At 54.0% G+C, this 24,791-nt stretch carries 23 protein-coding genes; 14 read left to right on the top strand and 9 right to left on the bottom strand.

The genetic code is table 11. The features are described from left to right. Positions 1 to 902: RNA-guided endonuclease InsQ/TnpB family protein (locus tag BLT08_RS06230; protein ID WP_090303876.1), on the top strand; the 902-nt coding region annotated here is incomplete at its 5' end. A gap of 47 nt (positions 903 to 949) precedes the next feature. Here the strand turns inward: BLT08_RS06230 and BLT08_RS06225 are convergent. After that, entirely contained in the window at positions 950 to 1,591 is a 642-nt protein-coding gene (locus tag BLT08_RS06225; protein ID WP_090303875.1) for a DUF8159 domain-containing protein, read from the bottom strand. Positions 1,592 to 1,790: 199 nt separating this feature from the next. On the opposite strand from BLT08_RS06225, the gene BLT08_RS06220 reads away from it, so the two are divergent. The 7 genes from BLT08_RS06220 (at position 1,791) to BLT08_RS06190 (ending at position 11,789) form a co-directional block, all read left to right on the top strand. Further along, entirely contained in the window at positions 1,791 to 1,988 is a 198-nt protein-coding gene (locus BLT08_RS06220; RefSeq protein WP_090303874.1) for a hypothetical protein, read from the top strand. Between the two features lie 11 nt (positions 1,989 to 1,999). Next, on the top strand, positions 2,000 to 2,890 hold the full coding sequence (locus BLT08_RS06215) for a PGF-CTERM sorting domain-containing protein (RefSeq protein ID WP_090303873.1): 891 nt from the start codon (positions 2,000 to 2,002) through the stop codon (positions 2,888 to 2,890). A gap of 276 nt (positions 2,891 to 3,166) precedes the next feature. After that, positions 3,167 to 4,504 carry a MarR family transcriptional regulator gene (locus BLT08_RS06210; RefSeq protein WP_245724157.1) on the top strand — a complete coding sequence of 446 codons (1,338 nt, stop codon included), beginning with the start codon at positions 3,167 to 3,169 and terminating at the stop codon, positions 4,502 to 4,504. Positions 4,505 to 4,903: 399 nt separating this feature from the next. Beyond that, complete coding sequence (gene aglF / locus BLT08_RS06205) at positions 4,904 to 5,677, top strand: UTP--glucose-1-phosphate uridylyltransferase AglF (protein ID WP_090303871.1); 774 nt, start codon at positions 4,904 to 4,906, stop codon at positions 5,675 to 5,677. 565 nt (positions 5,678 to 6,242) lie between these two features. Next, entirely contained in the window at positions 6,243 to 8,687 is a 2,445-nt protein-coding gene (locus BLT08_RS06200; RefSeq protein ID WP_090303870.1) for an MFS transporter, read from the top strand. Positions 8,688 to 8,995: 308 nt separating this feature from the next. Beyond that, a complete protein-coding gene (locus BLT08_RS06195) occupies positions 8,996 to 10,438 on the top strand; it encodes a sugar transferase (protein ID WP_090303869.1) in 1,443 nt (480 codons plus the stop codon). Between the two features lie 178 nt (positions 10,439 to 10,616). Then, a complete protein-coding gene (locus BLT08_RS06190) occupies positions 10,617 to 11,789 on the top strand; it encodes a glycosyltransferase (RefSeq protein ID WP_090303868.1) in 1,173 nt (390 codons plus the stop codon). 8 nt (positions 11,790 to 11,797) lie between these two features. Here BLT08_RS06190 and BLT08_RS06185 read toward each other — a convergent pair whose 3' ends face one another. The 6 genes from BLT08_RS06185 to BLT08_RS22500 form a co-directional block, all read right to left on the bottom strand. Then, positions 11,798 to 12,727: a glycosyltransferase family 2 protein gene (locus BLT08_RS06185; protein ID WP_090303867.1), complete on the bottom strand. Its 930-nt coding sequence runs from the start codon at positions 12,725 to 12,727 to the stop codon at positions 11,798 to 11,800. Further along, positions 12,717 to 13,874 carry a glycoside hydrolase family 88 protein gene (locus BLT08_RS06180; RefSeq protein ID WP_245724156.1) on the bottom strand — a complete coding sequence of 386 codons (1,158 nt, stop codon included), beginning with the start codon at positions 13,872 to 13,874 and terminating at the stop codon, positions 12,717 to 12,719. Before BLT08_RS06180 ends, BLT08_RS06185 begins: the two co-directional genes overlap by 11 nt. Beyond that, a complete protein-coding gene (locus tag BLT08_RS22510; RefSeq protein WP_139171280.1) occupies positions 13,867 to 14,706 on the bottom strand; it encodes a hypothetical protein in 840 nt (279 codons plus the stop codon). The genes BLT08_RS06180 and BLT08_RS22510 overlap by 8 nt, the downstream gene beginning before the upstream one ends. A gap of 9 nt (positions 14,707 to 14,715) precedes the next feature. Continuing rightward, positions 14,716 to 15,495 (bottom strand): O-antigen ligase family protein, encoded by a 780-nt coding sequence (locus BLT08_RS23345; protein ID WP_245724168.1) that lies wholly within the window; start codon positions 15,493 to 15,495, stop codon positions 14,716 to 14,718. 580 nt (positions 15,496 to 16,075) lie between these two features. Further along, complete coding sequence (locus BLT08_RS22505; RefSeq protein WP_139171279.1) at positions 16,076 to 16,798, bottom strand: class I SAM-dependent methyltransferase; 723 nt, start codon at positions 16,796 to 16,798, stop codon at positions 16,076 to 16,078. A 186-nt stretch (positions 16,799 to 16,984) separates the two neighbouring features. Beyond that, the gene (locus BLT08_RS22500; protein WP_139171278.1) at positions 16,985 to 17,284 is read right to left on the bottom strand and encodes a hypothetical protein; all 300 of its coding nucleotides are present in this window, start codon (positions 17,282 to 17,284) and stop codon (positions 16,985 to 16,987) included. A 431-nt stretch (positions 17,285 to 17,715) separates the two neighbouring features. Between BLT08_RS22500 and BLT08_RS06165 the strand changes: the two genes are divergently transcribed. Then, the gene (locus BLT08_RS06165; RefSeq protein WP_245724155.1) at positions 17,716 to 17,943 is read left to right on the top strand and encodes a hypothetical protein; all 228 of its coding nucleotides are present in this window, start codon (positions 17,716 to 17,718) and stop codon (positions 17,941 to 17,943) included. Positions 17,944 to 18,037: 94 nt separating this feature from the next. On the opposite strand, the gene BLT08_RS22495 is transcribed toward BLT08_RS06165, so the two are convergent. Further along, on the bottom strand, positions 18,038 to 18,928 hold the full coding sequence (locus tag BLT08_RS22495) for a glycosyltransferase family protein (protein ID WP_139171277.1): 891 nt from the start codon (positions 18,926 to 18,928) through the stop codon (positions 18,038 to 18,040). A gap of 139 nt (positions 18,929 to 19,067) precedes the next feature. Between BLT08_RS22495 and BLT08_RS06155 the strand changes: the two genes are divergently transcribed. Genes BLT08_RS06155 through BLT08_RS06145 form a run of 3 tightly spaced genes read left to right on the top strand, consistent with a single transcriptional unit; the run spans position 19,068 to position 22,612 of the window. Next, complete coding sequence (locus BLT08_RS06155; RefSeq protein ID WP_090303862.1) at positions 19,068 to 20,240, top strand: polysaccharide pyruvyl transferase family protein; 1,173 nt, start codon at positions 19,068 to 19,070, stop codon at positions 20,238 to 20,240. Then, positions 20,237 to 21,082, top strand: a complete 846-nt coding sequence (locus BLT08_RS06150) for an FAD-binding protein (RefSeq protein ID WP_090303861.1) — start codon at positions 20,237 to 20,239, stop codon at positions 21,080 to 21,082. Before BLT08_RS06155 ends, BLT08_RS06150 begins: the two co-directional genes overlap by 4 nt. Before the next feature lie 18 nt (positions 21,083 to 21,100). Further along, positions 21,101 to 22,612 carry a lipopolysaccharide biosynthesis protein gene (locus BLT08_RS06145; RefSeq protein WP_090303860.1) on the top strand — a complete coding sequence of 504 codons (1,512 nt, stop codon included), beginning with the start codon at positions 21,101 to 21,103 and terminating at the stop codon, positions 22,610 to 22,612. A gap of 160 nt (positions 22,613 to 22,772) precedes the next feature. Here the strand turns inward: BLT08_RS06145 and BLT08_RS06140 are convergent, their stop codons facing one another. Beyond that, positions 22,773 to 23,012 (bottom strand): winged helix-turn-helix domain-containing protein, encoded by a 240-nt coding sequence (locus tag BLT08_RS06140; RefSeq protein WP_245724154.1) that lies wholly within the window; start codon positions 23,010 to 23,012, stop codon positions 22,773 to 22,775. Between the two features lie 265 nt (positions 23,013 to 23,277). Between BLT08_RS06140 and BLT08_RS06135 the strand changes: the two genes are divergently transcribed. Continuing rightward, positions 23,278 to 23,721: a hypothetical protein gene (locus BLT08_RS06135; protein ID WP_090303858.1), complete on the top strand. Its 444-nt coding sequence runs from the start codon at positions 23,278 to 23,280 to the stop codon at positions 23,719 to 23,721. Next, positions 23,714 to 24,640 carry a DUF8008 family protein gene (locus BLT08_RS06130; RefSeq protein WP_090303857.1) on the top strand — a complete coding sequence of 309 codons (927 nt, stop codon included), beginning with the start codon at positions 23,714 to 23,716 and terminating at the stop codon, positions 24,638 to 24,640. Before BLT08_RS06135 ends, BLT08_RS06130 begins: the two co-directional genes overlap by 8 nt. The last annotated feature ends 151 nt before the right edge of the window (positions 24,641 to 24,791 follow it).

Genomic DNA, 24,791 nt, shown 5'->3' with positions numbered 1-24,791 from the left:
GCCGTCTCGAAATCCCCGTCGGGCAAGACCTGAAAGAAGAGTACGGTCTTGGCTACCACGAGCGCCTTCGCCTCGAAGTGCGCGGGAACCCGAAGTGGGATGGCAAACAGGGCCGTCTCGAAATTACCTACGATGAAACGAGCGATACGTACCGAGCTTTTCAACCTGTCACCGTGCCTGATTCTCGGCAGGATTCACCACTGGCGGATGAAACCGCCGCTCTGGACGTAGGCGCGAATAACATCGTAGCGTGTTCGGTTTCGACCGGCTCGCAGTACCTCTACGAAGGACGCGACCTGTTCGAACGGTTTCGTGAGACGACGACGGAAATCGCCCGCCTACAGTCGAACCTTCCCGAAGGGCGCTACAGTAGCAACCGTATCCGGCGGCTCTACCGACAACGAACGCGCCGACGGGACCACGCGATGAACGCTGTTGCCCGCGACCTCGTAGAACGGCTCTACGACAAGGGCGTTGCGACGGTGTACGTCGGGGACTTAACCGACGTTCTCGAATCGAATTGGTCGGTTCGGGCGAACGCGAAAACGCACAACTTCTGGGCGTTCCGCGCGTTCATCAACCGTCTCGCCTACGTTTGCGAGGAATACGGTATCGTCCTCGAAGCGCGGACGGAAGCGTGGACCTCGCAAGAGTGTCCCGACTGTGGGGAGCGAGAGGGGACTGTGCGCCACGAGGATACGTTGACGTGCCCCTGCGGTTCCGAGGGACACGCGGACCTCACGGCGTCTGAGACGTTCTTAAAACGCGAAGCGAGCGGCGAAGTCGGGCCGATGGCACGGCCTTCACGGTTCAAGTGGGACGACCATTCATGGTCAGCGTCATCACGCGCTTGTCTCAACGAACAGCGTGCGAACCCGCAAGTTGTCTCCGTGGGTCGGTAGCCGAACCCCCAACGGAGGAATCTCGCCCCTTTAGGGGTGGGAGGATGTCAAGCGGATTCGACAGTGTCTAGCACCCGTTCGTAGACGTCGTCCACGGTGAGTTCGTCCTCGAGGTAGGCCTCCGCCCACTCGGATTCCACGTGCCAGTGGGTCTGTTCGCCGTCGTCCGCGTCGACGGCGGTGACGTCCATCCGCTCCGCCTCGAGTCCGCCCTCGACGATGTCGATGTAGACGCCGATGAGCGTCCCCACCTCGTCGGTGAACTCGTCGTCCGTCTCGGTGGTATCGGCGTACTCCACGACGAACTCGTCGTCGACCATCTCCGTCGAGGTCACGTTGACACCCCAGTGTGAGGTGATCGTCTCGAAGAACACGAGCAGTTCGGCGTCGGAGTAGTCGTCCGACTCGGTGGTCTCGTCGGGTTCCGACCCGTCAGCGCCGGGGCCCTGATAGGATTCGGTGCCGTTCGAACCGGCGTCGCCGATGAACAGCATCCCGCCGGAGATGACCACGCTCCAGAGGACGAGCGCGTAAAGACCCGCGATGAAACCGGCCTGGACGCCACCACCGCCGTCGACGCCGGGAAGCTCCGACAGTCGCCCTGCCACGTTTCGATAGTTCGACGCCACGGCTACCACCGTGAGTATCGACAAGAGCACGACGACGACCGGCAGGACCAGCCAACTCATGTGGTTCCGTGGTAGACTCCAGCATATTGTTAATGATAGCGCCACAGTTCGATAATTTTCTATTAGTTGTGAGTATCAATACCGCGGGCGCGACGAACTCGACGGTGACGATCGGGGGAACTCGGCGCGGCGAGGAAGCACGCGACTAGCGGCTGTACGCTGCTCATATATAGGATGATTGACGCTGTGGTGCAACCCGATGGTGACGCCTTTCACCCCGACCGATCGATTCGCCGACGTCAGAGACGGCGGGTCGCCACCGAACGGCGACGACCCCGCTGGTGACGATCTCGAGGCCGGAGACGCCCTCGAGGCGAGACCGACGCCGGCCGTACGCGAGCCCGAGACGGCCGCGTGCCCGTCGCTCGAGACCGAACCGGCCGTCTCGAGGCGATAGCCGTGGCACCGATGCGCAGCGTCCTGGATCGTCCCGCGTTCGTCGTCGTGCTCGTCGTCGGAGCCGTGCTCGCGGTCGCCGTGCTCGCCGGGCTCGCGATCGCTGACGGCAGCGGTGGGGACCCGGCTCCCGAGACCGAGGCTGCGATTCAGGAGAACGTGAGCGAGGACGCGTACGCAGAACCCGTTCCCGAGGACGGGGACCTGTTCTTCGAGGAGGGCGCCGGCGACGGGAGCTGGGTGAGCTACGTCAATCCGCGCGACGAGTATCGGGACCCGAATCTGGGCCAGGGATCGGGGAAGATCTGCGTGACGCTGCTCAACGAAGCCGGCCAGCCGATCGTCGGCGAGAGCGTCCCGAACACGACGGCGACGATTCCGACCGGCGACTCGCTCGCGTGGCACTCCGAGGCCGATCCGTTCGTCGTCGAGTTCCCGCTGACCGACCACTACGTCCGGCCGCTCGACAGCGATCAGTTCGGGACGAATCCGGATCTGCCACAGGGCGACGGCTACATGGATTCACACTGCCTCGAGTGGCACGGCCTGCCGGAGGACGAGACGGTCGAATACGGCGAGGTCGAACTCGAGGGCGAACACGCGGACGATATCGAGGTCGTCGGCTACGTGCAACAGGCCCACCAGGCCTGGGAGACGGACGTCCACCCGATCGGCGACGCCGAATCCTACGAGGCGACGGAGGGCGGCTGGACCTACGAGACCGAGGGCTCACACGGACAGACCGTCGTGGTCTTGCAGTTGAACGGGGACGTCGCCGACCAACAGAGCCACGGCGAGACCGACGACGACGGACTGGCCGACGGCGTTGGCGGCTGGGTCGGGCTCGGAGCGATCGCTGCACTCGTCGCGCTGGCAGGCGTCGCGTTCAGTCGGTACCGGTAGTCAGTCGCGTTCACCCCTCACTCGGGTCTGCTGACTGGTCGCCTAGGGACGGATTACGCTCGGTTTACCGACCGATATCGGTGCACAGAACACCAGCGAGATCCGCTCGAGGACTGGGAGCCAGCTGACCGAGCGCTTCCGAGTAACAGCGGACATACCGCGCGGAAACGCCCCAATAGAGCTGTACGGATTTGTGTATGTGTTGTCCCGGTGAAAAAATTATATCGGCGGGGTCGAGGACTGTTGGCGTGAACCGTCGCTTCGGAGAGGTTGCACATGAGTCATTCACCACTATCAACTGGGGACACAGGTGAGCAGAGCACGAACGTCCCACGAGCGGTCATTCACAAGAAGATCCTCGACGTCGCGGAGTCACGGCCGACCGCATCGATGGAGGCGATCGCGGACGACGTCAGCGGTGCCACCGTCGCCATCGTCGACCAGGTCTTAGAGGAGTATGGCGATCCAGGCGAATCCGGCGATTCGGACGAATTCGAGGACGCCAGCGACGACTCGAGTAGCGACGCCGAGACCGACGAGCGCCAGCCGGACCGGACGTCCGACTCGTCGGCTACAGCGGGCGACCCACCCGAATCAGACGACGCGGAGTCAGCCATGACCGAACACGATAGCCAATCCGATACGGATCTCGAACTGTCGTTGGAACCGGACGATGTGACGGAGAAACAACGCGAGACGCTCGTGGAGATCTACAGACGACCGGACGCGACGCAGGCGGCGCTCGCGGAGACCCTCGGCGTCAGTAGCGCGACGATCAGTCAGCGTGTCAACGCGATCGACGGGTTCCACTGGGCCGATCGCCACGCGTTCGTCGAGGTGCTGTTCGACGGCGGCGACTGGTTCGAGGACGACGCCGTCGAGAAGCCCGATCGGGACGGTCCGGAACCCGATTTGGACTCCGACGCAGAGCGGGCGGCAGTCGATGGCACCAAGATGGACGACGAGGGAACCGACCTCGAGGAGCCGTCCGGGACCGACTCGAGTGCGACGAGCGACGTCGGCCGAGTGGCTTCCGGCGACGAAACGCCGGTGGATCGACGCCCGTCTACGAACGGGACTGGCGCCGAGCGAGCTCAGCGTGCGGATGGACGTTCCGCCGATCGAGTCCAGCCAACTGATGCGAGCGAGGTCGATCGGGCCGAGGCTGGGAACGCGAACGGCGTCGACCGAGCCGAGCCTGCAGACGCGAGCGGCGTCGAACGGACCCAGCCCGGTGCCGAGAGCAACGGCAGCGGGGACGCCACTGCCGGTCGTGGACCGGAGCCGGAGTCACAGGGCGACAGCGGCGACGAATCTCATGCGTTCGCTCGAGCGTCGTCCGATGACGCCGTGCCGTCGGACGCTGGCACGTCGAGTGTCCCCGGTGACGAGTCGGTCACCGAACTCACCGAGCAACTCGAGGCGGTCACGGAACGACTCGAGTCGCTGGAACGGCGGCTCGAAGACGATTCGGCGTCGGAACCCAGCGCCCTGTCCGACCCCGAACTCGCACACAAGGTCGTCCACGCGTGTCTCTCCGCCGACAACATCTCCGAGGACGAAGAGTTGCGACTGCTGAAGGAGATGGCGGCGACGGACTCCGCGCAGACGTGAAGTCAGGACGCGGCTTCCAGTTGATCCGTGGGACCGTCCGCGATTGTTTTCGGTGAACTTCGATCCGTCACTAGTAGACGCGAGGCACTAGTAAATTCGATCACCCACTAGTAGATGCAAACCACTAGCACCTCCCGGCCACTAGTAGACCGAAGCAACTCGTCGATGCGTGCCTAGAGCTGGGCGATCACTCGAGCGGTAGACCGCCGAGGACGGCGACGGGGCTGACCGCGAACGTGAAACGGACGCGAGATGGGAGCACCGTCTCCGTTCGCGAAGGCGTGGGGTGTCTCGAGCACCAGCCCCAGTGGCCCGCAGCCGGGTCGTCTCGGCGGCTTTCGGGTCGGGCGACGAGTTCAGGGGACAGCTATTTACCGATCATCGAACTGGGCATCGCACATGCAAGCTGTTGTCTTATCGGCAGGAAAGGGCACCCGACTTCGACCGCTGACCGAGGACAAACCGAAGTCCCTCGTCGAGGTCGACGGGCGGCCGATCATCGAAGACGTGTTCGATAATCTGCTCGAGGCCGGCGCGGACGAGCTGATCGTCGTCGTCGGCTACCTGAAAGAGAAGATCATCAATCGGTACGGCGACGAGTACGAGGGCGTGCCGATCACCTACGCCCACCAGCGCGAACAGCGCGGGCTCGCCCACGCGATCTTGCAGGTCGAATCGCTCATCGACGACGACTTCATGCTCATGCTCGGGGACAACGTCTTCCGGGGGAACCTCGCGGACGTCAGAAACCGACAGCAGGAGGATCGGGCCGACGCGGCGTTTCTGGTCGAACAGGTGCCCTACGAGGAGGCCTCCCGATACGGCGTGCTCGATACGAACGAGTACGGCGAGATCGTCGAGGTCGTCGAGAAGCCCGAGGAGCCGCCGTCGAATCTCGTGATGACCGGGTTCTACACGTTCACGCCGGCGATCTTCCACGCCTGCCACCTGGTCCAGCCCTCCGACCGCGGGGAGTACGAGCTCTCGGACGCGGTCGATCTGCTGATCCAGTCCGGCCGCACCATCGACGCGATTCGCATGGAAGGCTGGCGCGTCGACGTCGGCTACCCCGAGGACCGAGACCGCGCCGAGGAGCGACTCCGGGACGAAAGCGGTCGGCTCGCCGACTCGGGGACGGAGACCGAACAGGCGCCGCAGTCGACGACCGACTGAGCGGGCTCGAGACGTTATAGTAACACCTGAAACGAGTTACACACTGATCGCATAGCTCGCGGGTCACTACGTTCCCCGTCTGCTCACGGGCGCTGTGCGCCCTCTGCTCACGGCCCTCCGGTCCGTTCGCACGGTATGCGGGACCTTCGGTCCCGCACTATTCGCATGGTCCGCGGGACCTTTGATCCCGCGCTACTCGCTTTGCCGCGGTTCTCGCTCACTCCGTTCGCTCACGGGTCGCTTGCGCTCCCCGTTCGCTTTTCCGCGGTTCTCGCTCACTTCGTTTGCTCACGGGTCACGTCCGTTCCCCGTTCGCATTCCGCGGTTCTCGCTCACTCCGTTCGCTCCGAACCGCATACGCTCCGAACCGCGCCCGCTCCGAACCGCGCTTCCCTCGTGCGATCAGGTGTGCATTGACTTTCAGTGGCTACTATATTCGATAGCCGTCGACGACGCGCGCTCGGCACGGTGACGGGACACGGAGCCGGTATCGTTCGCTTATCGGTTGGTCCGAGCGCGGTACGCGCCCAGTCTTTATCAGTGCGCACATGGAGTGATCGGCGTAATGCCCGACGAGCCGGATCCCGCTGCGGTAGCCGACGCGGCAGCGACCTTCCGCGAGGACCGCGACGACGGAGCCCAGGCGCTCGAGACCGTCCTCGCGGTCGACGCCGACCACGACGGCTGGACCTTCGACGATCTCCCGCTGGATTCGGGGACGTTCGGCGAACTCGTCTCGCGGGGTATCGTGACGAAGTCCGACGGCGAGTACCGGGTCTCGAGTCGCGAGGGCGTGCGGGCGGGACTCGAGGGCAGGGACGTTTCCGTGGATCGGTCGGGTTCAGAGTCGGGGTTCTCGAGTCCGATCGCGCTCGACCCGCGCGCCGCCGTTGGGCTCGTCGGGGTGCTGGGATTGTTGCTCGTGTCGCGACTCTGGACCTACGGATCGGTGTTTCGCGGCGACGAGGTCGTCTCGCCCGCGAACGATCCGTACTACTATCGCTACTGGACGGAGGCGCTGCTCGCGGACTCGTCGGGGATCACCGATACGAGCGTGATCACGAGCCTTCCCGAGGGCGCGGCCGAACGACGGCCGCTGACGCACTCGACGCACTGGTTTTTCGCCGAGTTGCTCGGCGGCGACCAGTGGGCCGCGGATATGGTCGCCGCGTGGCTCCCCGTCGTCGGAACGGTGCTGCTGGGTATCGTCGTCTACTGGCTCGCCGTCGTCGTCAGCGACGACGTCCGCATCGGACTCGCGTCGGTCATCATCCTCGCGCTCACGCCGGCCCACGCCGTCTACACGCAGATCGGCTTCCTCGAGCACCGGGTTCACCAGTATCTCTATCTTGGCGTGACGCTGCTGACGCTGGCCTGGTTGGCCGTCGACCTCCAGCGGCGGGCGCTCGAGTCGACGCCGCGGGCGGCGGTCGTCGGGCACCTGCGGAGCCCGTGGACGTGGCTCGCCGCCGTCGTGCTGGGGATCGCGGCCACGCTGTCGATGTTCGCCTGGGGCGGCTCGATCCTGATGCTCGTGCCCCTCGCGGCGTACGTCGGGCTGAAGGTCGCCGTCGACGCGCGGGCCGGGCTCTCGCCCGCGGCGTCGACCGCGCCGATTTTCGTCGGGTTGGCCCTCGGTGCGGCGCTCGGTGTCTTTCTCCACTTCCGGCTGGGTTGGCACGATCAGTTCACCGCGGTCGTCCCCCTGCTCGTCGTCGCGGGGATTGTGGCCGTCGCCGTCGTCGGGGAGCTGTGGCGACGTCTCGAGTGGCACGCCGGGGTGCTCGTCGGCGTTCAGGTGCTTCTGGCCGGCGCCGGTCTCTTCGCGTTCCGTCGCGTGCGACCCGAGGAGTGGACGCGGATAACCGAGCGCGCCGACGATCTGTTCTTCAGGGAGGGGGCCCAGGAGACGGCGTCGCTTCTCGCCGTCGAGAACGCGGTCGTCCTCGGGCCGCTGACGCAGTTCGGTCTGGGCTTCTACCTCGGGATTCTGGTTCTGGCGTGGGCCTGCTGGGCGGTCTATCGCCGCTACGAACCCGGCTGGTTGTTGCTCGCGGTCTACGCGGTCTGCTGGCTCGCACTGGCGGCGATTCAGGGGCGTTTCGCGGCGCAGTTGGCGATCCCCATCTCGGTGCTCGGGGGAATGGGGCTCGTCTGGTTGCTGTCCTGGACCCACCTCGCCCGGGATCCGATGCCGTTCCGAGAGCGCGGGGAGGGCGACGTCGAGAGCGGGTCGGAAGCGGCTCGAGGCACCGTCGCGGACGGCGGCGAACGCCGGCCGAGTCTCGTCGTTCCGGGGGACGCCAAGACGCTCGTCACGTTGGTGTGGATCGTGCTGTTGGTGTGCGGGATGAGTCTCTTCTTCATCCCGTCGATGCTCGCGGAGACGACCCACAGCGACGCGCAGTTCGAAGCCACGGCGGTGATCGACGACCACGCCGAGGCGACGGACCGGGAGTACCCGGAAACCTTCGTCTTCAGCGAGTGGGGGGACAACCGGCTGTACAACTACTTCGTCAACGGGGAGTCGGAGAGCTACGCGTACGCGCAGGCGAACTTCGAGCCGTTCGTGTTCAGCGACGATCCGGACGGCTGGTACGAGGAGTTCGCGGAGCGCGACGTCGGCTACGTCGTGACGACCGACTTAGACGGCGAGTTCGCAGAGACGACTTCGCAGACACAGCTCCACGACGATCTCGGGACGGGTGGGGAGGAAACCGAGCCGCTCGCGCACTACCAGGCGATCTACGTCGGCGAGGATGCGACTGCGTTTGCGGTCGTCCCCGGGGCGACGATCACGTCGACAGGGGAGCCTGGTGAGACGGTGATCGTCGCAACCGAGGTCGAGGTCTCCGGGGAGACGATCTCTTACGAGCGCGAGGTGACCGCGGGCGAGGACGGCTCGCTCGAGGTGACGGTTCCCTACGCGGGCGAGTACGCGGTGGGCGACGGAACGGTCGAGGTGAGCGAGGAGGCGGTCGAGAACGGGGAGACGGTTCAGGTGCAGTGACCGTTCGGTCTCCGACTCGGTTTTGCCGTGTTCGGCTCGGGTACCGAGACGAACCGGTTAGTGACTGATTGGATCGATCGTTGTGGTTTCGGCCCGCTTTCGGGGCATCGGCTGACGGCCCGGCGGTCGCGTTTCTCGACGGAGTAGCGGGGGTTTTCCCGGCGCCTCGAGCGGAAATCCGTGTCAGCGATTGGTATGTAGTGGTTGGTATGACTCTGTTGCCATCCGTACAGCTAACGTTCCGAGAATAGATGTACACGAGAAAACATGAAATGCACTATGTAACCCCCGGTCGTGTCGGATAATGAATGTTCACGGGATGGAAGTACCGCACGGTGAGCGTCGTGGGTGTCATACTGCTGACCGTCGTCGCGGTGCTCGTCGCGAACCACCAGCTCTCTCAGACCCTGTTTACCTCGCACGTGCCGCTGTTCAACCGGCTCGAGGTGACCATCCTCTCCGGCGAGTCGCTCTACTGGGCAGTTCTCCTCAGCGTGCTCGCGGTCGGGGGGAGTCTCGTGCCGCTGTACAAACCCCAGCCGCGGCGGGTGCTGGATACGGTGTTTTTCGCCCAGCGGCGGGTGATCGTCGGCGGGCTCGCGCTGGCCGCGTTGGGCTACTTCAAGTGGTCGCACCGACTGCCGCGGGCGACGCTCGTGATGACCATCGGGGCGCTTATCATCGTGATCCCCGCGTGGTTCGTCTGGATCCACCGCAGTCCGGCCGACGATCCGGGGCGGACGCTCGTGGTCGGCGACGATCTCGAGCAGATGGAGCGGATCTCCCCGGCGCTCGACGTGCCGGTACTCGGGTATCTGTATCCGTCCGTGCTCGGCGCTGGTGGTGACTCCCTCTCCGTCCGGACCGTCGCCGACGGCGGGATCACGACCGGCGCTGACGGGACAGAGAGTGGTATTGCGGGCGACGCCAGTGCACTGGATCGGTTGGGTGGACTGTCGCGGCTCGAAACTGTGTTGCTCCAGTACGACGTCGACACGGTCGTGCTGGCGTTTCGCGAGCCCGACCGGGCGGAGTTCTTCGGCGCGCTCGACGTCTGTCACCGACACGGCATCGACGCGAAGATCCACCGGGAGTACGCCGACAGCGTGCTGGTCGCCGAGGACGACCTGGAGGGGATCGTCGACGTGGACGTCGAGCCCTGGGATCCGCTCGATCACCTGTTCAAGCGGCTGTTCGACGTCACATTCGCGACGGTGGGGCTGGTGATCTTCGCGCCGGTGTTTATTCTGATCGCCCTCGCGATCAAAGTCGACAGTCCGGGGCCGGCGTTATACAGCCAGGATCGCACGGCCGGCTTCGGCGACACGTTCCCCGTCTACAAGTTCCGGACGATGGTCCCCGAGGGCGAGTCGGCGACGCCGACGTCGGATTCGGAGAACGATCGAATCACTCGAGTGGGGGCGGTGTTGCGACGAACGCACCTGGACGAACTGCCCCAGCTGTGGTCGATCTTCGTCGGCGACATGAGCGTCGTCGGGCCGCGTGCGGCGTGGACGGAAGAGGAGGTGTTGCTCGAGGAGGACGCGCCGGCGTGGCGCAAACGGTGGTTCGTGAAGCCCGGGTTGACCGGGTTGGCGCAGATCAATGGGGCGAAGAGTACGGATCCCGAGGCGAAGTTGCGGTACGATCTGGAGTATATCCGGAAGCAGTCGCCGTGGTTCGATCTGAAGATCGTTGTGAGGCAGGTTTGGGGGGTGATGAAGGACGTGCAAGAGATTTTGTGGCGCTGAGAGGGATCGAACGACATATCCGCCTCCCGAAAGATGATTCGACAATGTGGATTCTACGAGGCGTACAGAAGGTACATCTGAACATGAAAGGTGAAAGTTCTCTATCGCCTGTACACGACATGGATGGCACCATATCCTGCTATAGCGAGCAATCCGGCTGGAATTCAATTGAGTAACGATGATACTTGAAACGATCTTATTGGTTATCTTCTGGGGATCGCTGTATGGACTTATACATAGTTACTTTATTTACCCACTCACATTGTGGATCGGTAGTCATCTCCAAAGTCCCCAACAGGGTCCTCACAATACCAACTTTCCTACTGTAGCACTAGTTATTGCTGCATATAACGAGGAAGAGATAATTGGTGAAAAGATCGAGAATAGCCTTGATCTGAACTATCCTGATGAGAAACTTAGAATAGTAGTATTCTCTGACGCTTCGTCAGATAGCACTGACAAGATTGTCAAGGAATACTCCAGTCATGGTATTGAACTCGCAAGGATTGAGGGTCGAGTAGGGAAAACAGCCTGTCAAAACGAAGTGGCGGAGATGGTAGACGAAGATATTCTTGTCTTCTCGGATGCAAACAGTATGTATGAACCGGATGCAATCAAAAAGCTAGTCCAAGGGTTTAGTTCCGATGTTGGATGTGTAGTCGGAGAACTCCGGTACCACGGGTCCAGCGACGTAGAGGGAGAATCCGTATACTGGCGATACGAATCAGCAATCAAGCACCTAGAGTCGCGAGTCAATTCACTCGTAACGGGTAATGGTTCCATCTACGCGGTGCGTTCCGAATCGTACGTGCCCCTGTCTCGAGATGCAATTAGCGATTTCGCTGAGCCGTTAGAGATCGTTCGAGGTGGGAAAGCCGTAAAGTATGTCTCTGCCGCAATTGCTTGGGAAGAGACGGAAAGTTCGTCAACATCCGAATTCCGCCGACGTGTTCGGATCGTTACTAGATGTTGGCATGCGATATCGAACTATCAAGACCTGTTGAATCCGCTACGACATCCGCTGTTTGCGTATCAACTTTGGTCTCACAAGATTCTGCGCTGGTTGTCTCCGCTCCTACTAGTGCTGGTGTTCGTCTCGAATTTAGGACTCGTTGTGGCGTTCGGGTCAGTACTCTACCAACTACTATTGGCTGGACAACTCGCGTTTTATCTTTTTGCAGTGTTAGGGGCTCTCGCAGAGCGGTTCGAGGTAGATGACCCACTAATCACTCACGTCCCATTTTATTTCCTCAAGTCCAATTACGGGATGTTGTTAGGACTATTGAACTTCTTACGCGGAAATAACATTGTTGTCTGGGAGACCTCCAGCCGGACAGCAGATGAGAAATAACGAACTTTCTATGTTATCAGAACTCGTGGAATCAATTTCACGAGGCCGACGATCCGTCCAATCATTAGTGCGGTAACTGCAAGCCCAGCGGCGAAATAGAATCCAAGAGTTTGTTCCACATCTCGGTCGGGTGGTGTTTCTACGTTTGCCGCCGTTTCCTTCTTATCTCCAGTTTCCGCAAACCGAAATGCCTTCAACGGGAATTTTACGAGTCCAGTGAGGATTGTCCAAGTGGTCGTTTGGTCATCTAGATACCACATCTCAACGCTTCCGGTACCGACACGGTACATCTTCCCCAAGAGAGAACGGAGCTGTCTGGAGGGATGATTTACTATGGCGTCTGGCGAATAGACGATATTCATGCCCGCCTTCGTTGCCGATCGCGTCCAATAAACATCTCCACCTGACCGTAAATCCTGTGGAAACATTCCAATTTCATCAACAACTGATCTCCGAGTAAAAAGGTTTGCTGTCTTTCCAATTCCATCACGAACAGTCTTGTCGTTCCGCATGTTTCCCTTCGCATCGAAACGCTCTGCCGCAGTCTGTTTAGATGTGAACTTGAATCGGACTCTCCCGGCGACAAGATCCGCATCCTTCTGAACCATCATCGAGACGCCAGACTCAATCCATTCTGCTTCAGGCGTACAATCAGCGTCAACAAACGCAAGGATCTCACCACTTGCCTCCTTGATACCCCTATTTCGGGCCGCATACGACCCTTGTATTTTGTCTTCGAGAAGAAGTTGGACAGGAAACTCACGAACAACTGATCTCGTTTCATCTGTTGACCCGTTATCGACAACCAGCACTTCGAAACATGAATTCGGGTACGTCTGTTCAATGAGCGCAGTCAAACAACTTCGAACCCCGTCGGGATCATTGTAGACGGGAATGATGACAGAAACGAAAGGGAAATTGTCACTATCAGATTTCATTTTCCTGCTCAAAACTGAGTGACAGCTCTATGTTCGGTAATCGAGTCGCTTCGTACAACCGGGCCGTCAACGTCGCAGGATCAGGATTGTTCCGAGACATCCTCATTGTCTCCGGGTCAAATGTCCTCTCAAATTGCTCTTTTAACCACTGGCGTTGCATTTCTATCGAATCTTCGGAAAATGTATTTAAAACGTAGGCCATTTCGATCCCTGCACAGTTGTATGGATATCCATATGGATTTCCGGCAAGTTGGTTTTTAAACTGGTCACTTTGGGCATATTCAAGTGAGCGCTTGAACTTTTTACTTTCCCAAAATTGATGATCAGGGAAATATTCGTTCAGAACACCGAATGCGTACAAGTTAAACGAGTGATATCCAATTGACGTCTCCTTCATTGGATCACCTGACTCACCACCGATAGTGGCCTGCATCACGTTAGAAATCATTTTATGTGCAACCCCAGATTGGATTCCTTCGGCGAATATTTTGCTGTACTTGATAATGTCGAATTCTGGTTTAAATGGATGATATATAAGGCCAGAATCGTATAGATTAAGGTTTTCTGGAAGTTCATCAAGAAAACTATGGACCTGGTGTTTGATTTTTGGCTCCGTATCTGGGCAATGGGCAAGCATTGCACCCGCCATTGCGAACCATAGTTGATGGTTGAATGTTTTATCAAGTGACTGGAATTGACCATCAACATCAACGTAGTCCCAGGCAGCAAGTTGATCATCGAATGAATGAAGCAAGAAAACTTCTTGTGCAAGGTCTATCAAATTAGGTCTATCAAAGTACTTTGCTGCCAATACCAGTGCTTCAATTGTCCAAGCTTGGCCAATTAGACCATTACAGCGTGATTTTTCATGTTCTTTTAGGTGGTAGAACGTTTGGTCGTATGGTCGGGCCTCCTTTGACAACAAATAAGAAAGACACTCATTAGCTTTTTTCCCATAGCGTTGATCTGCGGTCTGTTCTGCCAAATGTATTAGCGTGATGGTATGATGCGACGTGTTCCTAACTGGTGTTTGTGGGTTGCCCCAAGGTCCGTTGTGGCCAGATGGAACTTGTCCCTCATGAGCCTGGTCATCAATTATGTGATTCACAGAATCTTCTAATATCTGATAGAGTTTGTATTCACTCATTGTTTTTGTCTCTATGTGTATCAGCCAAATCCATTAGGTCAGGGTGGTTACGTTCATCGGTTGGAAGGAATTCCCCATTTCCAAATTGGTCTCGTTTTTCTTGCCACTTGCCATGTCGAACAACGACGCGAACAGGGATAGATTCCACATTGAGGATCTTTGCTATTGCTAAACGGTTCCGCCCATCAACAAACAGCAAAGACCCATCTCTACTAATATCTACTGCCACTTCATCGTACTTTTCCAGACAGGTATTTTTTATCACAAATGGCTCATCTATATTATCGAACCCCTCACTTATAACTTCATGTTTTGATTTATAGCCATTTGACTTTATATTATTATATAATCTATCTAGTCTTTCACATCTATTGTCTAGGTCGTTAATGGAATGGCAACCCCATTTTGGATTTCCTTTTTCTATTTGGTCTGCCACTCTATCATAAAAATCAGTATTTTCCCAAGGGATTTTGTCCTGAAAGTGTTTTTGAAATGCACGAAATAGATCGTACGTTTCGTCAAATTCCTCATTATTAACGTCCCAGTTTCCTGATTTTACTGTTCCAGAACTCGACCATTTTTCGAGACCACTTGTTGGGGAGAAATGGTTAACAGAGTTAGGATCTACAAAAATAATTTTGAAAGGGTCAGGTAGATGAGTGTATCTCCAATAAGATGGGTGCATTCTCTTGATTCTTTGTTTGTATCGAAAGTACTCTATTCGATCAATCAAAGTCAACTCAGTAAATCTCCAAAGGGAACTAACTAAGCTGAATATTCCTTCCTCCCGATATATTAGTCTTGCCCGCTTTGTTAGATATCTGAGTTCCATGTTGATGATCTATTTTGAATTCTCATAGGAGTACTGGCGATCACTACATTGAACACCATTTTCCTTGCTACAATATATGCCTGCAGAAACATATCCTAGAGCAAGACTCATGAACAGATATCTATTCCCAGTCATATCGAATGAAAACAGTGATGAGATAAACCAAAATAATATGAATGACACTAGGAACGATCCCATGTTCTTTGGTAGGAAATTGTAAAACAAATAAAGTCGTGATAAAGATAGAACGACTATGGTCCCAAACAATAGTAAACCTATTAGGCCAAGCTCAGATAAGACTTCCAAAATAATATTGTGAGGATATGCAACTATGTCTTCACCCCAAAATAAAACTCCATATGACCCAATTCCATGCCCAAATAGGGGAGATTGAATCCATAACTCTACCGAAGACCCTACATGGTCAAAACGCGCTAAGAGAGCTGTTTCGGTTTCGCCTGTATAAATAATGCGTAATGTTCTTCGGATTGCTCGGACCTCAGTTATGTCTATAATGGGAAGTGCAGCAATTAGTATTCCTAATGCTATTGTTCCTCCAGTAGCTAGATCGCGGATAACTGTCGGCACATACAACTCATAGTCGTTGAGGGAAAACTGTAGAAGTAGGAAGATGGCTGACGCAGCTATCAACGAGATAAAAGCGGCTCGTGATCCAGCGAGTAATATAGCAATTAGATGAGTTCCAATTACGCCTACCAAAATCAGTCGAGTATGAAGCTGACGCACGGTTGTTAGCCAGTAGATGAAGATTAGTGCGCTCGCACCCATCACCCGGGATGGGAGGAGATACGATCGATCTCCGATATGAAACCCCTGACTCATTTCACCAGTAAATATCTGGAAAATAACAGAGATAACCAAGGCTGAACCAAAGATTCCTAGTAGACGGAGAAATCTATGAAGGCGGATCCGTGACTGACCGATTATAAGGGCCCCTAAAATAGATCCCGGGACGAGACTATACAACCGTACAAGTTTGTGAGTGGCATAATTATTGCTCGGAGACCACGTCGCTGAAATAGTCGCATATATGATGAATATGGCTACTGGGGCGGTGAACAAAAGCATCGCGGAGGTTATTTTCCACCCACCAACGTATAATAAATATGCTGACCAAAAAAGTATAGTTACAAAAAATAATATAGTTAAATCGACACCTGTGGACTTTATGTATGGAAACTCTTGCCAGAGTGAGGCGAAAAGGAACAATATGAAGAGTGATTCGAAAGAGAATAGTTGACTAAAACTCCAAGCATCTTTCGTTGACATCTATAACCCAGATAACCCTACAGGTCATTAAAAGTAGTGTTGTCTGATGGTCCTTTACTGCATTCCAATTGTTTACGCCCTAATCACAAACACAATTCAATTGAGAACAATCAACATCGAAAATTAGGTCTTTTCTTGCCTCTCCTCTGTAATCAGTTGTACCAATATGTTCAATAATTACTTGATCTCCTAAAACTTCTCGCAAATAGTTTTTATGACTCTCTATAACATCCTCATCTTCAGTAGTCTTAAATTGGTCGCTACCTATATACTCGTAAGACTTTGGAGTCTCGTAAAACAGCTGATCAGTGTTCTTTCCTATTGTATAAAGCATATCCTCAGCAGCGTTCCATCCAAATTCTCGCCCCCAGTGATAGAATACTGTCAACAATAATGTCACATCAAAAGGTGGCATGTTCTTTATATTCTTAGGGTCAAGCTCCGACCTCAAGAAATAACATTGTAACTCCTTACTGGTCTGTGATTCTGCTTCTAGAATGGTCGATGCTGTTCTGTCAATACCAATTGCGAACAGGCCATGCTTAGCAAACCGGCGTGTTAATTCACCCTGGTCACAACCAATATCAACTATATTCTTTGCGTCATCATTATAGTGTTTGCTTATCAATCTCCACCGATCTTCTAAATCAATACGATTCTCACTCTGGTAATTCTTGTCTTGCAAAAGGAACGCACGTTGCGGATTTTGAGAAGCTACTTTCAACGCCTCAATAGTCCCCTTCTTTTTTTGAAACCGCTTGAAATCGGTATACCGTGATTTGAGCTTCGCGCCTATTCTCATGTCTGCACATCTGGGATGAACTCTCCTAATTCTTTGGTTAGTCAAAATAGACAACTTGGCTAGTACTCTCAACTCAAAGCAGTGAAACACGACTTGATCGGGCGACGGCGACCCGCTAAGTCCGCAGCGACGTTAACCGGTCGCGAAGAAAGATCGTTCACTCGAAATACGACCGCCTTCAGCGACTCAAGCGCCACCGCTGCAGACGGTGGGCCACTCAACTGGCGGATCGGTATCATACGCTCGAGCAACCCTCGATGCTGATCTCCACCGAAAACACTCTTGCTGTCGTTCGAGGAGGGTCATAACGACCTCAAGCACTGGCGACAGTTCGATCGTTCGGGTAACATCCAGATCGAGGCCAGCTTCGACGATACCTTCCACGTTGTCGAGCGCGCCGGTCGCGAGCAGGCGACATCGCTCGAGCCACCGTTTCGGCAGAGCCCGACGTTCAATGAGGCCGAATACTACATCAACAGATACCATGAGTCGGATCTCGGTCCGGATCGCTTCCAAATCTTGCTCATGTTCCAGCGGACCGAGAACCTAAGCGATGTCTTCAACCTGTGGACGAAGCTGGCGAGCCCAAGGTGTCCGAGCTCGACTGCGGGACAATTGCCTTTAGGATGACCAAGTCGAACCAGCCATTCATGATGGTGGCGAGTTCGAACGAGCGAGATGTGAGCCGACGGTAGTTTCAAAGAAATGTTCCGACGCAAGACGATCATCGCGACCGATGGCTGGATGGCGAGACGAACAGGACGTAGCGACTGAGGCCGTGCTCGGTCCCAAACCCGTGGTTTACGAACCTAGCGAGGTGAGCACTAGATGCCGCTCTCAGCCCTTCGCGTACTGACCGCACTGACGATCGGCTTCGCCAGCGGCATCTTTGTCGGTGAGATTGGAGTAGTTCCGGTATGAGAATGGCCGAGACCGACATCGACATCCACATCATCCATGTATCGACGTATGACGTGGCCTTCGTCGATCCGTACTTCCCGCAGCGTTGGTCGGAGCACTGCGACCGACTGGAACTCAACCCGACGATCGCGTGGCTCGAGGCATACGACCGGCTCGTGACCTGCATTCGCTTGGAGGACCGCCCGCGAGACGAGCAACAGTACATTCGTGACCTGTGTCTATGAGCACGACTAACGCACCCACCGACCCGAAGAGAAAGCCCGCGAAGCGGTCGAAGAAAAATGCGACTTGTCAAAGAGCATCGAGCTTTATATATTCTCACTCGAATAACGATTTTTTGAGGTCTCTGACGATACGTTTTATTGTATCTACAGTTCCTCTTTCATTCAAAGAGTTATAGAACCTTCCACGATAGGTATAGTGTTCATTGCCTTCAGTAAGAACTGTACGAATGTAAAAGCGAAAGCTCGGAGAACTAGTATCAAGTCGAAGTGGGTAATCTTTATATGAAAAAACCCGCATTCCAGATTTAGAATTCAGTAAATCTGCAATCTTTGATAGGCTTTCAGGATGACGCCCATGAACGATTTTGGCATTAGATGAAAGAAATCCAGTGGAACCGCTGTATCGAATTCGACAATTATATTCGCTAGGTAATGTGGCAACATGCACATCACTATGATAAAGTGCCTCGCGAAATGCTGGTTGATTAAGTGCACTCTTTGATTTAGAAATATGCTCCTGATAAATCGACTCCCAATCAATTAGTAATTCGCAGACAGCATCATTCCGTTTGAGTGCTAATACGCCCGTGTTATAGAGGGGAAAAGACTCCGGAACATTCTGATCCGGATATCCTTGATTTTCTGGAGTGGTTCTGCTTCCTGGGTTGTGTGCTGCAGCTACATCAAACTCATCTAGTAAGTGAAACACGTCTGAGATATTTTCGGTGATATATGTGTCCGTATCGATAAACAACGTCCGATCATAACAGAGCATCTCCGGTTGAACAATAGAATCACCATAGTCACCACGTGAATTTTCAATTGAATATATATTATCGAAATGAGTAATATCCTTGTCTGTGTCCGTAAAAAGAGAGATGTTAATGTCTGGCATGCATGATTTTATACTCCTCGCAGAATTTTTCGCCTCTTTAATATAATCTTCTCCAGTGGCAATATAGACAACCCCTCTATTTGATCCCATTTGCACTATTCAATAAGTTTTGTAGTCTTAAACCCTTCTTTCTAACCGTCATAAATTTATTAATTTTATATATGTATTGGGGATCGCAACAGAAGCACGTACCCAAAATAATATACACTTGTCTGAACTCATCCCAACTATGACGGATATCGGTGTTCTAACGTACCACAACAACGAAAATCGAGGGGCTATACTACAAGCTTATGCTCTTTGTGAATTACTTGAAGATACATTTGACACTAATGTTGATCTAATCGAATATCGAACCAAATCAAAAGAGAGAGATCGGCGAAACTCTCTTTTCATCTCAAAACATTTAGAGCGCATTGTTAGAACTCCACAGCGAGTCAGAGATCGACGTATTATTGAAACATTTTTGGATGATGAATTACCGACTAGCGAAGAATCGATCGTCACCGACAATCACCAAGAAGCAGTAAAATGGTTGAATAAACAGAGTTATAATCTCCTAGTTACTGGTAGCGACGAAATTTGGAAAATCAATGAACAGAAAAACACTAATATTCGCTCTAAAATTTTCCCATCACGCCCGTTCCCAAATCTGTATTTCTTAGACCCATCAATTTCCGCAGTTAAAGCATCATATGCAGCATCAGCAAACAAAACGGATATAAACACTCTTTCAAGCCAATCAATTACTAAGTTTAAAAAACATATTGGCGAGTACAAACATATTAGCGTACGGGACCGGCATACTAAAAATATTCTTAATGAGCTAGGTGTGAACGATGTAACCTTGGTTCCTGACCCAACACTTATGGTTGAAATCCCCACAAGAAATGTTGATTCAATCTTTCGAAATTTAGGAATTGATCCTAGAAAACCGATCCTTGGCTTCCACGGTCCTAATCAACAAGCTTTCAAAGAGATCTGCCACCAGTATCGAGAACGTGGTTTTCAGATTGTCACTCCTCGCTCATCACCGTTCGCAGATATAGAGCTGGAAGGGGTAGTGGATCCGTTTGAATACTATACTGCATACCAATACTTTGATATGGTAGTCACCAATAGTCTTCACTCCACAATCTTTAGCTTGAAGCATGGAGTACCCTTTGTAACTATCGATACAGACAGTATCTATGAGAGCATCCAAAGCAAAACACACTCACTTCTCCAGGACGTCTCTATGACAGATAGACATATCAGCGCTGTCGACGGTGACGTGTCCGAGTTCTACGAAGATATGGATAGATTAGAGCAGTCCCCTGATCAATCTCATATTGAAAGCCAGGTTTCGAAACTCCGAGATAGAGGATTTGACTATCTTGAACGGGTTGAGAAGACACTATGAAAACGAACACTGAGCTATTAGCGGATCATACGTGGTTAAAAATTGGTGGCCCAGCCGAAATTACAACTCCACAATCAAAAGAAGAACTTGTGAAAATATTGGATTGTTGTTACCAGTCAAATCGGGACTATCGTATACTAGGAAATGGATCAAACCTCCTCGTCAACGACGACGGCGTTGATGAACTTGTGATCAAAACCACAGAAGCATGTATGGAGTTCAAAGTGGATGGAACACAAGTTGATGTCGGTGCATCGATGATGGTACCCCAGTTTATCAATAAATGTATCAGCAACGGTTTGGGAGGATACGAGTATCTATATTCAGTCCCAGGAACTGTCGGTGGTGCAATCTTCATGAATGCCGGACGAGGAGAAAGTCACAACATGACGATCTCGGATTATCTTATCTCTGTCGAGGTATTTGCTGACGGTGAACATTGTGTTCTCACAAAAGAGGACCTTCAATTCAATCATCGCTATTCAACTTTCCAAGACCACAATGACTGGGTGATTTTATCTGCAACATTCGATCTTCCTGAACAATCTCAAGAGAAGGGTAATCGGCTTATAAAAGAACGAATGGAAAAGATCCGTAGACGAGAACGATCCAAACCAAATGCTGGTTCAGTATTCAAATCGGGTTCTCGGTTGCCACTACACAAGATTCCACCCGGAGGATTGTCCATTGGTAACGCAGAATTCGTTTCTGGAAATCGGATTTGTCATGACGGTAATGCAACTTTCACTAATATAGTTCGCCTCATAACTCTCGCCAAATTGTTAAATAGGCTTGTTCCACCGTTCGAGAACCCAGAAATCGAATGGGAAATATGGAACTGATTTCGTGCATGTTCGCAAATGAGTAGTCGAACAGTTTCCGGTATCATTTCGGTTTTGTCAGGAAAAATTGGTGTTCTCCTTCTGGGAGTTGTTATCACACCGATTCTAGTAAGGATACTTGGAAGTGGAAAATATGGGGATTATGCGCTGATTCTCTCTATATTTTCTATACTAACGACTATAGTCCACGCAGGGATCTCGGCCGGTATCCGCAAGTTCATGGCAGAACAACGGTCAGAATCTGGTTGGCAAGGTCTTGTCTTCGCGTTCTACGGCAGATTTGCGTTTGGTCTTGCTTCTGTTGTAGGAACTGCAGTAGTGTTATTTGGATTCTTTGGACCAGTCGAAGCAATATTCGGAGACGGTTTTTCTATATACTTAGTACTACTTGCAGTGATGTTAGTCACGGATCAGGTGTTCTATGTAATGCGCTACACCTTGATGGGACTGAATTTTGAGCAGTTATCGGAACCACTACTTGTTCTGAAGAAAGTCCTATTCGGTATCTTTGGACTTTCTCTTGCATATATCGGTTTTGACGTTGCGGGTGTCCTTGCAGGAACTGCTATCGCGTCAATAGTTTGTGGTATAGTCGCGGTATGGTTGCTTCGAAAACATGTTGACTTTCGTTCTCTTCTTACACCTGTTCCCTCTGATTTCCCACGGAGAGATCTTCTCGGCTTCAATCTCTACAACACTATTTTTATTCTACTCACAATATCATTATATAATGTTGATATTTTGTTATTACAACCAATCGCTGGAAGCCACGAGACAGGGCTGTACAAATCGGCACTGGTAGTCTCAGAGTTCATGTGGATCGTGCCTCAAGCTGTTCAGATTATATTCATACATTCGGCTTCGGAGCAGTGGTCAAAAGAAAATCACGAGGCGATTACAGAAATGGCGAGTCGAGCAACAAGATTCACACTCGCATTCACATTGCTATTAGCAATTGGTATTGCGGCACTAGCTACTGAGTTTGTGGAACTATATTTCGGCGCAGAATTCGTTGGTGCAGTAACACCACTACTCCTTCTACTACCTGGTGTAGTCGGATTCGCAATTGCACGACCAATATTTGCTATTGGACAAGGAAAAGGTGACTTGAGAGTCCTCATTGCGGCAACGGGATCTGCTGCTCTCATCAACTTGGTTCTAAATGTCCTATTGATTCCTCGATATGGAATGGCCGGTGCAGCAGTTGCAACGACGGTCGGGTACGGATCGATGCTGGTGTTTCATCTATCGGCTGCACGGCGTATCGGCTTCAATCCGCTTGTTGATCTCCGGCTTAGGGAGATCGGAACTGCTGGTGCTGTCACCGCAATTGCTGTCTTCGGGACTGCATCGTTTATTGAATCGTCATTTTTATCGCTAGTTCTTGTCCCACCCATTGGATTTACAATCTATGCAATTGTCTCACTCAAGATAGGCGTTTTTTCTCCAAGCGAAGTTCGGATATTGGAACAGCAACTCCCAAATCGCACTGCACGATTTCTACGGCTAGTTAGCGATAAAGTGCAGTAGTAAAAACAAATGAAGATCTATTGCGCAACTATTCTATACATCAAAACTTCTAATGAGAAATCATATTCAGTATGATTTTCTATCGATGACTGTCGGAGACACACCTAGTGGGTGCGAACAAAGATAGAGGTTCCAAACATTCTTACGGCCAACATCACCCTTAGCTATCATTCTGTTCGAGTTCACTCGCATCAAGCTCCCCCTCGAGATACGCGTCACCGATATCAGTAATCACGTAGAATCCTCGAGATGGCTTTTCCACGAGTCCGTATGAAGCAAGTTTTCGACATCGAACCCCGATATAGTCGTTGTTACGTTCGATTTCGTCTGCAATGGATTTCGGGGTGCCAGCGCCATGCATTTCGAGGTACTCGAGGATCTCATCATCAGCCCGTGTCATCCACTCAGAACGCTTTCGCATCTGTATAGCACTGCTAAAGGGAGTTGTATCAATCTAAGCGATTGCATCGCCACGGATATCTATTCCATACTCACAGATCAATTATACCCTTTAACAAGACTGCAAAGCATAGATTTATGTTGTATTATAGACCAGTAACAGTCAACGGGAAACTGATCTAGTACTGACGATCAAGATCAAAATCGCGACCCGGTGATGGAGCACCGAGTCCGCGAGAAGCTCCCGTAACCTGCCTACGGAAGCCATGTCGAACGACGATTCGCGGGGTAATGAAAGCCCCGACCGACAGGATGCATCGCTACCACAGACCCCCACCCAGCCGATCCGAACCTACCTCGAGGCTCTCGACACCCTCACCCGCGCGCTTCACGCGCGCCTCCACCTGGCCGAGATCGAGGGCGAACGGGTGCCCGACGAGACGCGCCGGAAGGCGCGTCGCCGGTGCCGGGAAATCAGAGCGGAAGCAAGCGGGATCGGACTTTCTCTACTCGGCCCGGACGCTGCAATTCCATATCATCCGGACGAGACCGACGCCGACACGGGCAGCGGCGTGACGACGTTCTCTGGCCCGCCGCCGAGCAAATTCGGCCGCGAACACCAGCACGACCACGAGCCCGAACAGAACCGAGAGCCCGACGACGAGGACGCCAACGACGAAGACACCGACAACGGTGAGCGCGATGACTGACGCCCTCGAGTCCCAACTCCGATCCCTCACCGAACGCGTCGAACGACTCGAGACCGAACTCGAGCGAAAGGACGAGCGGATCGCGACCCTCGAATCAAAACTCGACGAGCACGACGCGCGCCTTGAACAAGCCAACACCCAACTGAAGAACTACACCGATCGACTCGAGGACCACACCGATCGGCTCGAGGAGCACACCAACCAAATCGAAGATCACGCGGAACGGATCGACGCCCTCGAGACCCGGACCACGACCACAACCAGGCAAACCGAAGCGGCCCTGAAGAAGGCGAACGCCAACAAGACGCGGCTTCGCGAGCTCCAGTCGCGCGAACTCGAGAAGGGAGCCCACCTCCGAGCTAAGACCGTCGACGAACACGAGGTCGACGTCCCCGACGGGCGACTCGAGCGGATCACCAAGGACGACGGCCGGGCCTATTTCAGGCTCCCGGACACTGCAGATCCCCTCGACGGTACCAACACGACACTGGCATACGGCGACCTCCTCCCGATCCAGCAACTCGCGCGCATGGACGAGGACATGCTCCGGTCGACGACGAACGCGCTCCCCACCAGACTGGCCGCGAAGCTCTGGAAGGCACGAACCGACTCGAGCGTCGGCGACGATCCCTGGCGAACGGGCTGTAAAGGCATCACCGCCTCGCTCAAGGCAAGCGACCTGAAACACTGGATCCGACGCCAGGAGCCGGGAACGAGCGAGGCCTACGCCAAGAAGCTGGTCTCGCGGACGATCGACGCCGCCCTGGAGCTCTCGAAGAACCGGCTCGCCGTCCGCAAGCGAACCGAGCGAAAGAACGGCCTCGAGTACACCGAACGCCGACTGATCGTTCCAGACGATGCCGAGCTCCCCGGCGAAACCACCGACCGACCGCCGGAGACAGCTGACGTCCTCGGGTGACCGTGGACGGGACCGAGTAGCCGCCCTCGAGAGAGATCTTCCCTCTCAAAACTGAACGTCAAAAAACTCGCGAAGCGGGTGAGTAGTGGGTTGGGTAGCTGTGGGTGTCCTCTCGAGCAGTCGCTCGGCAGTCCATTCGAAAGACAACCGT

The organism is Natronorubrum texcoconense (assembly GCF_900100335.1).
Taxonomy (GTDB): Archaea; Halobacteriota; Halobacteria; order Halobacteriales; family Natrialbaceae; genus Natronorubrum; species Natronorubrum texcoconense.
The sequence above is the reverse complement of the archived record's forward strand: the minus strand, read 5'-3'. Positions and strand labels throughout refer to the sequence as shown.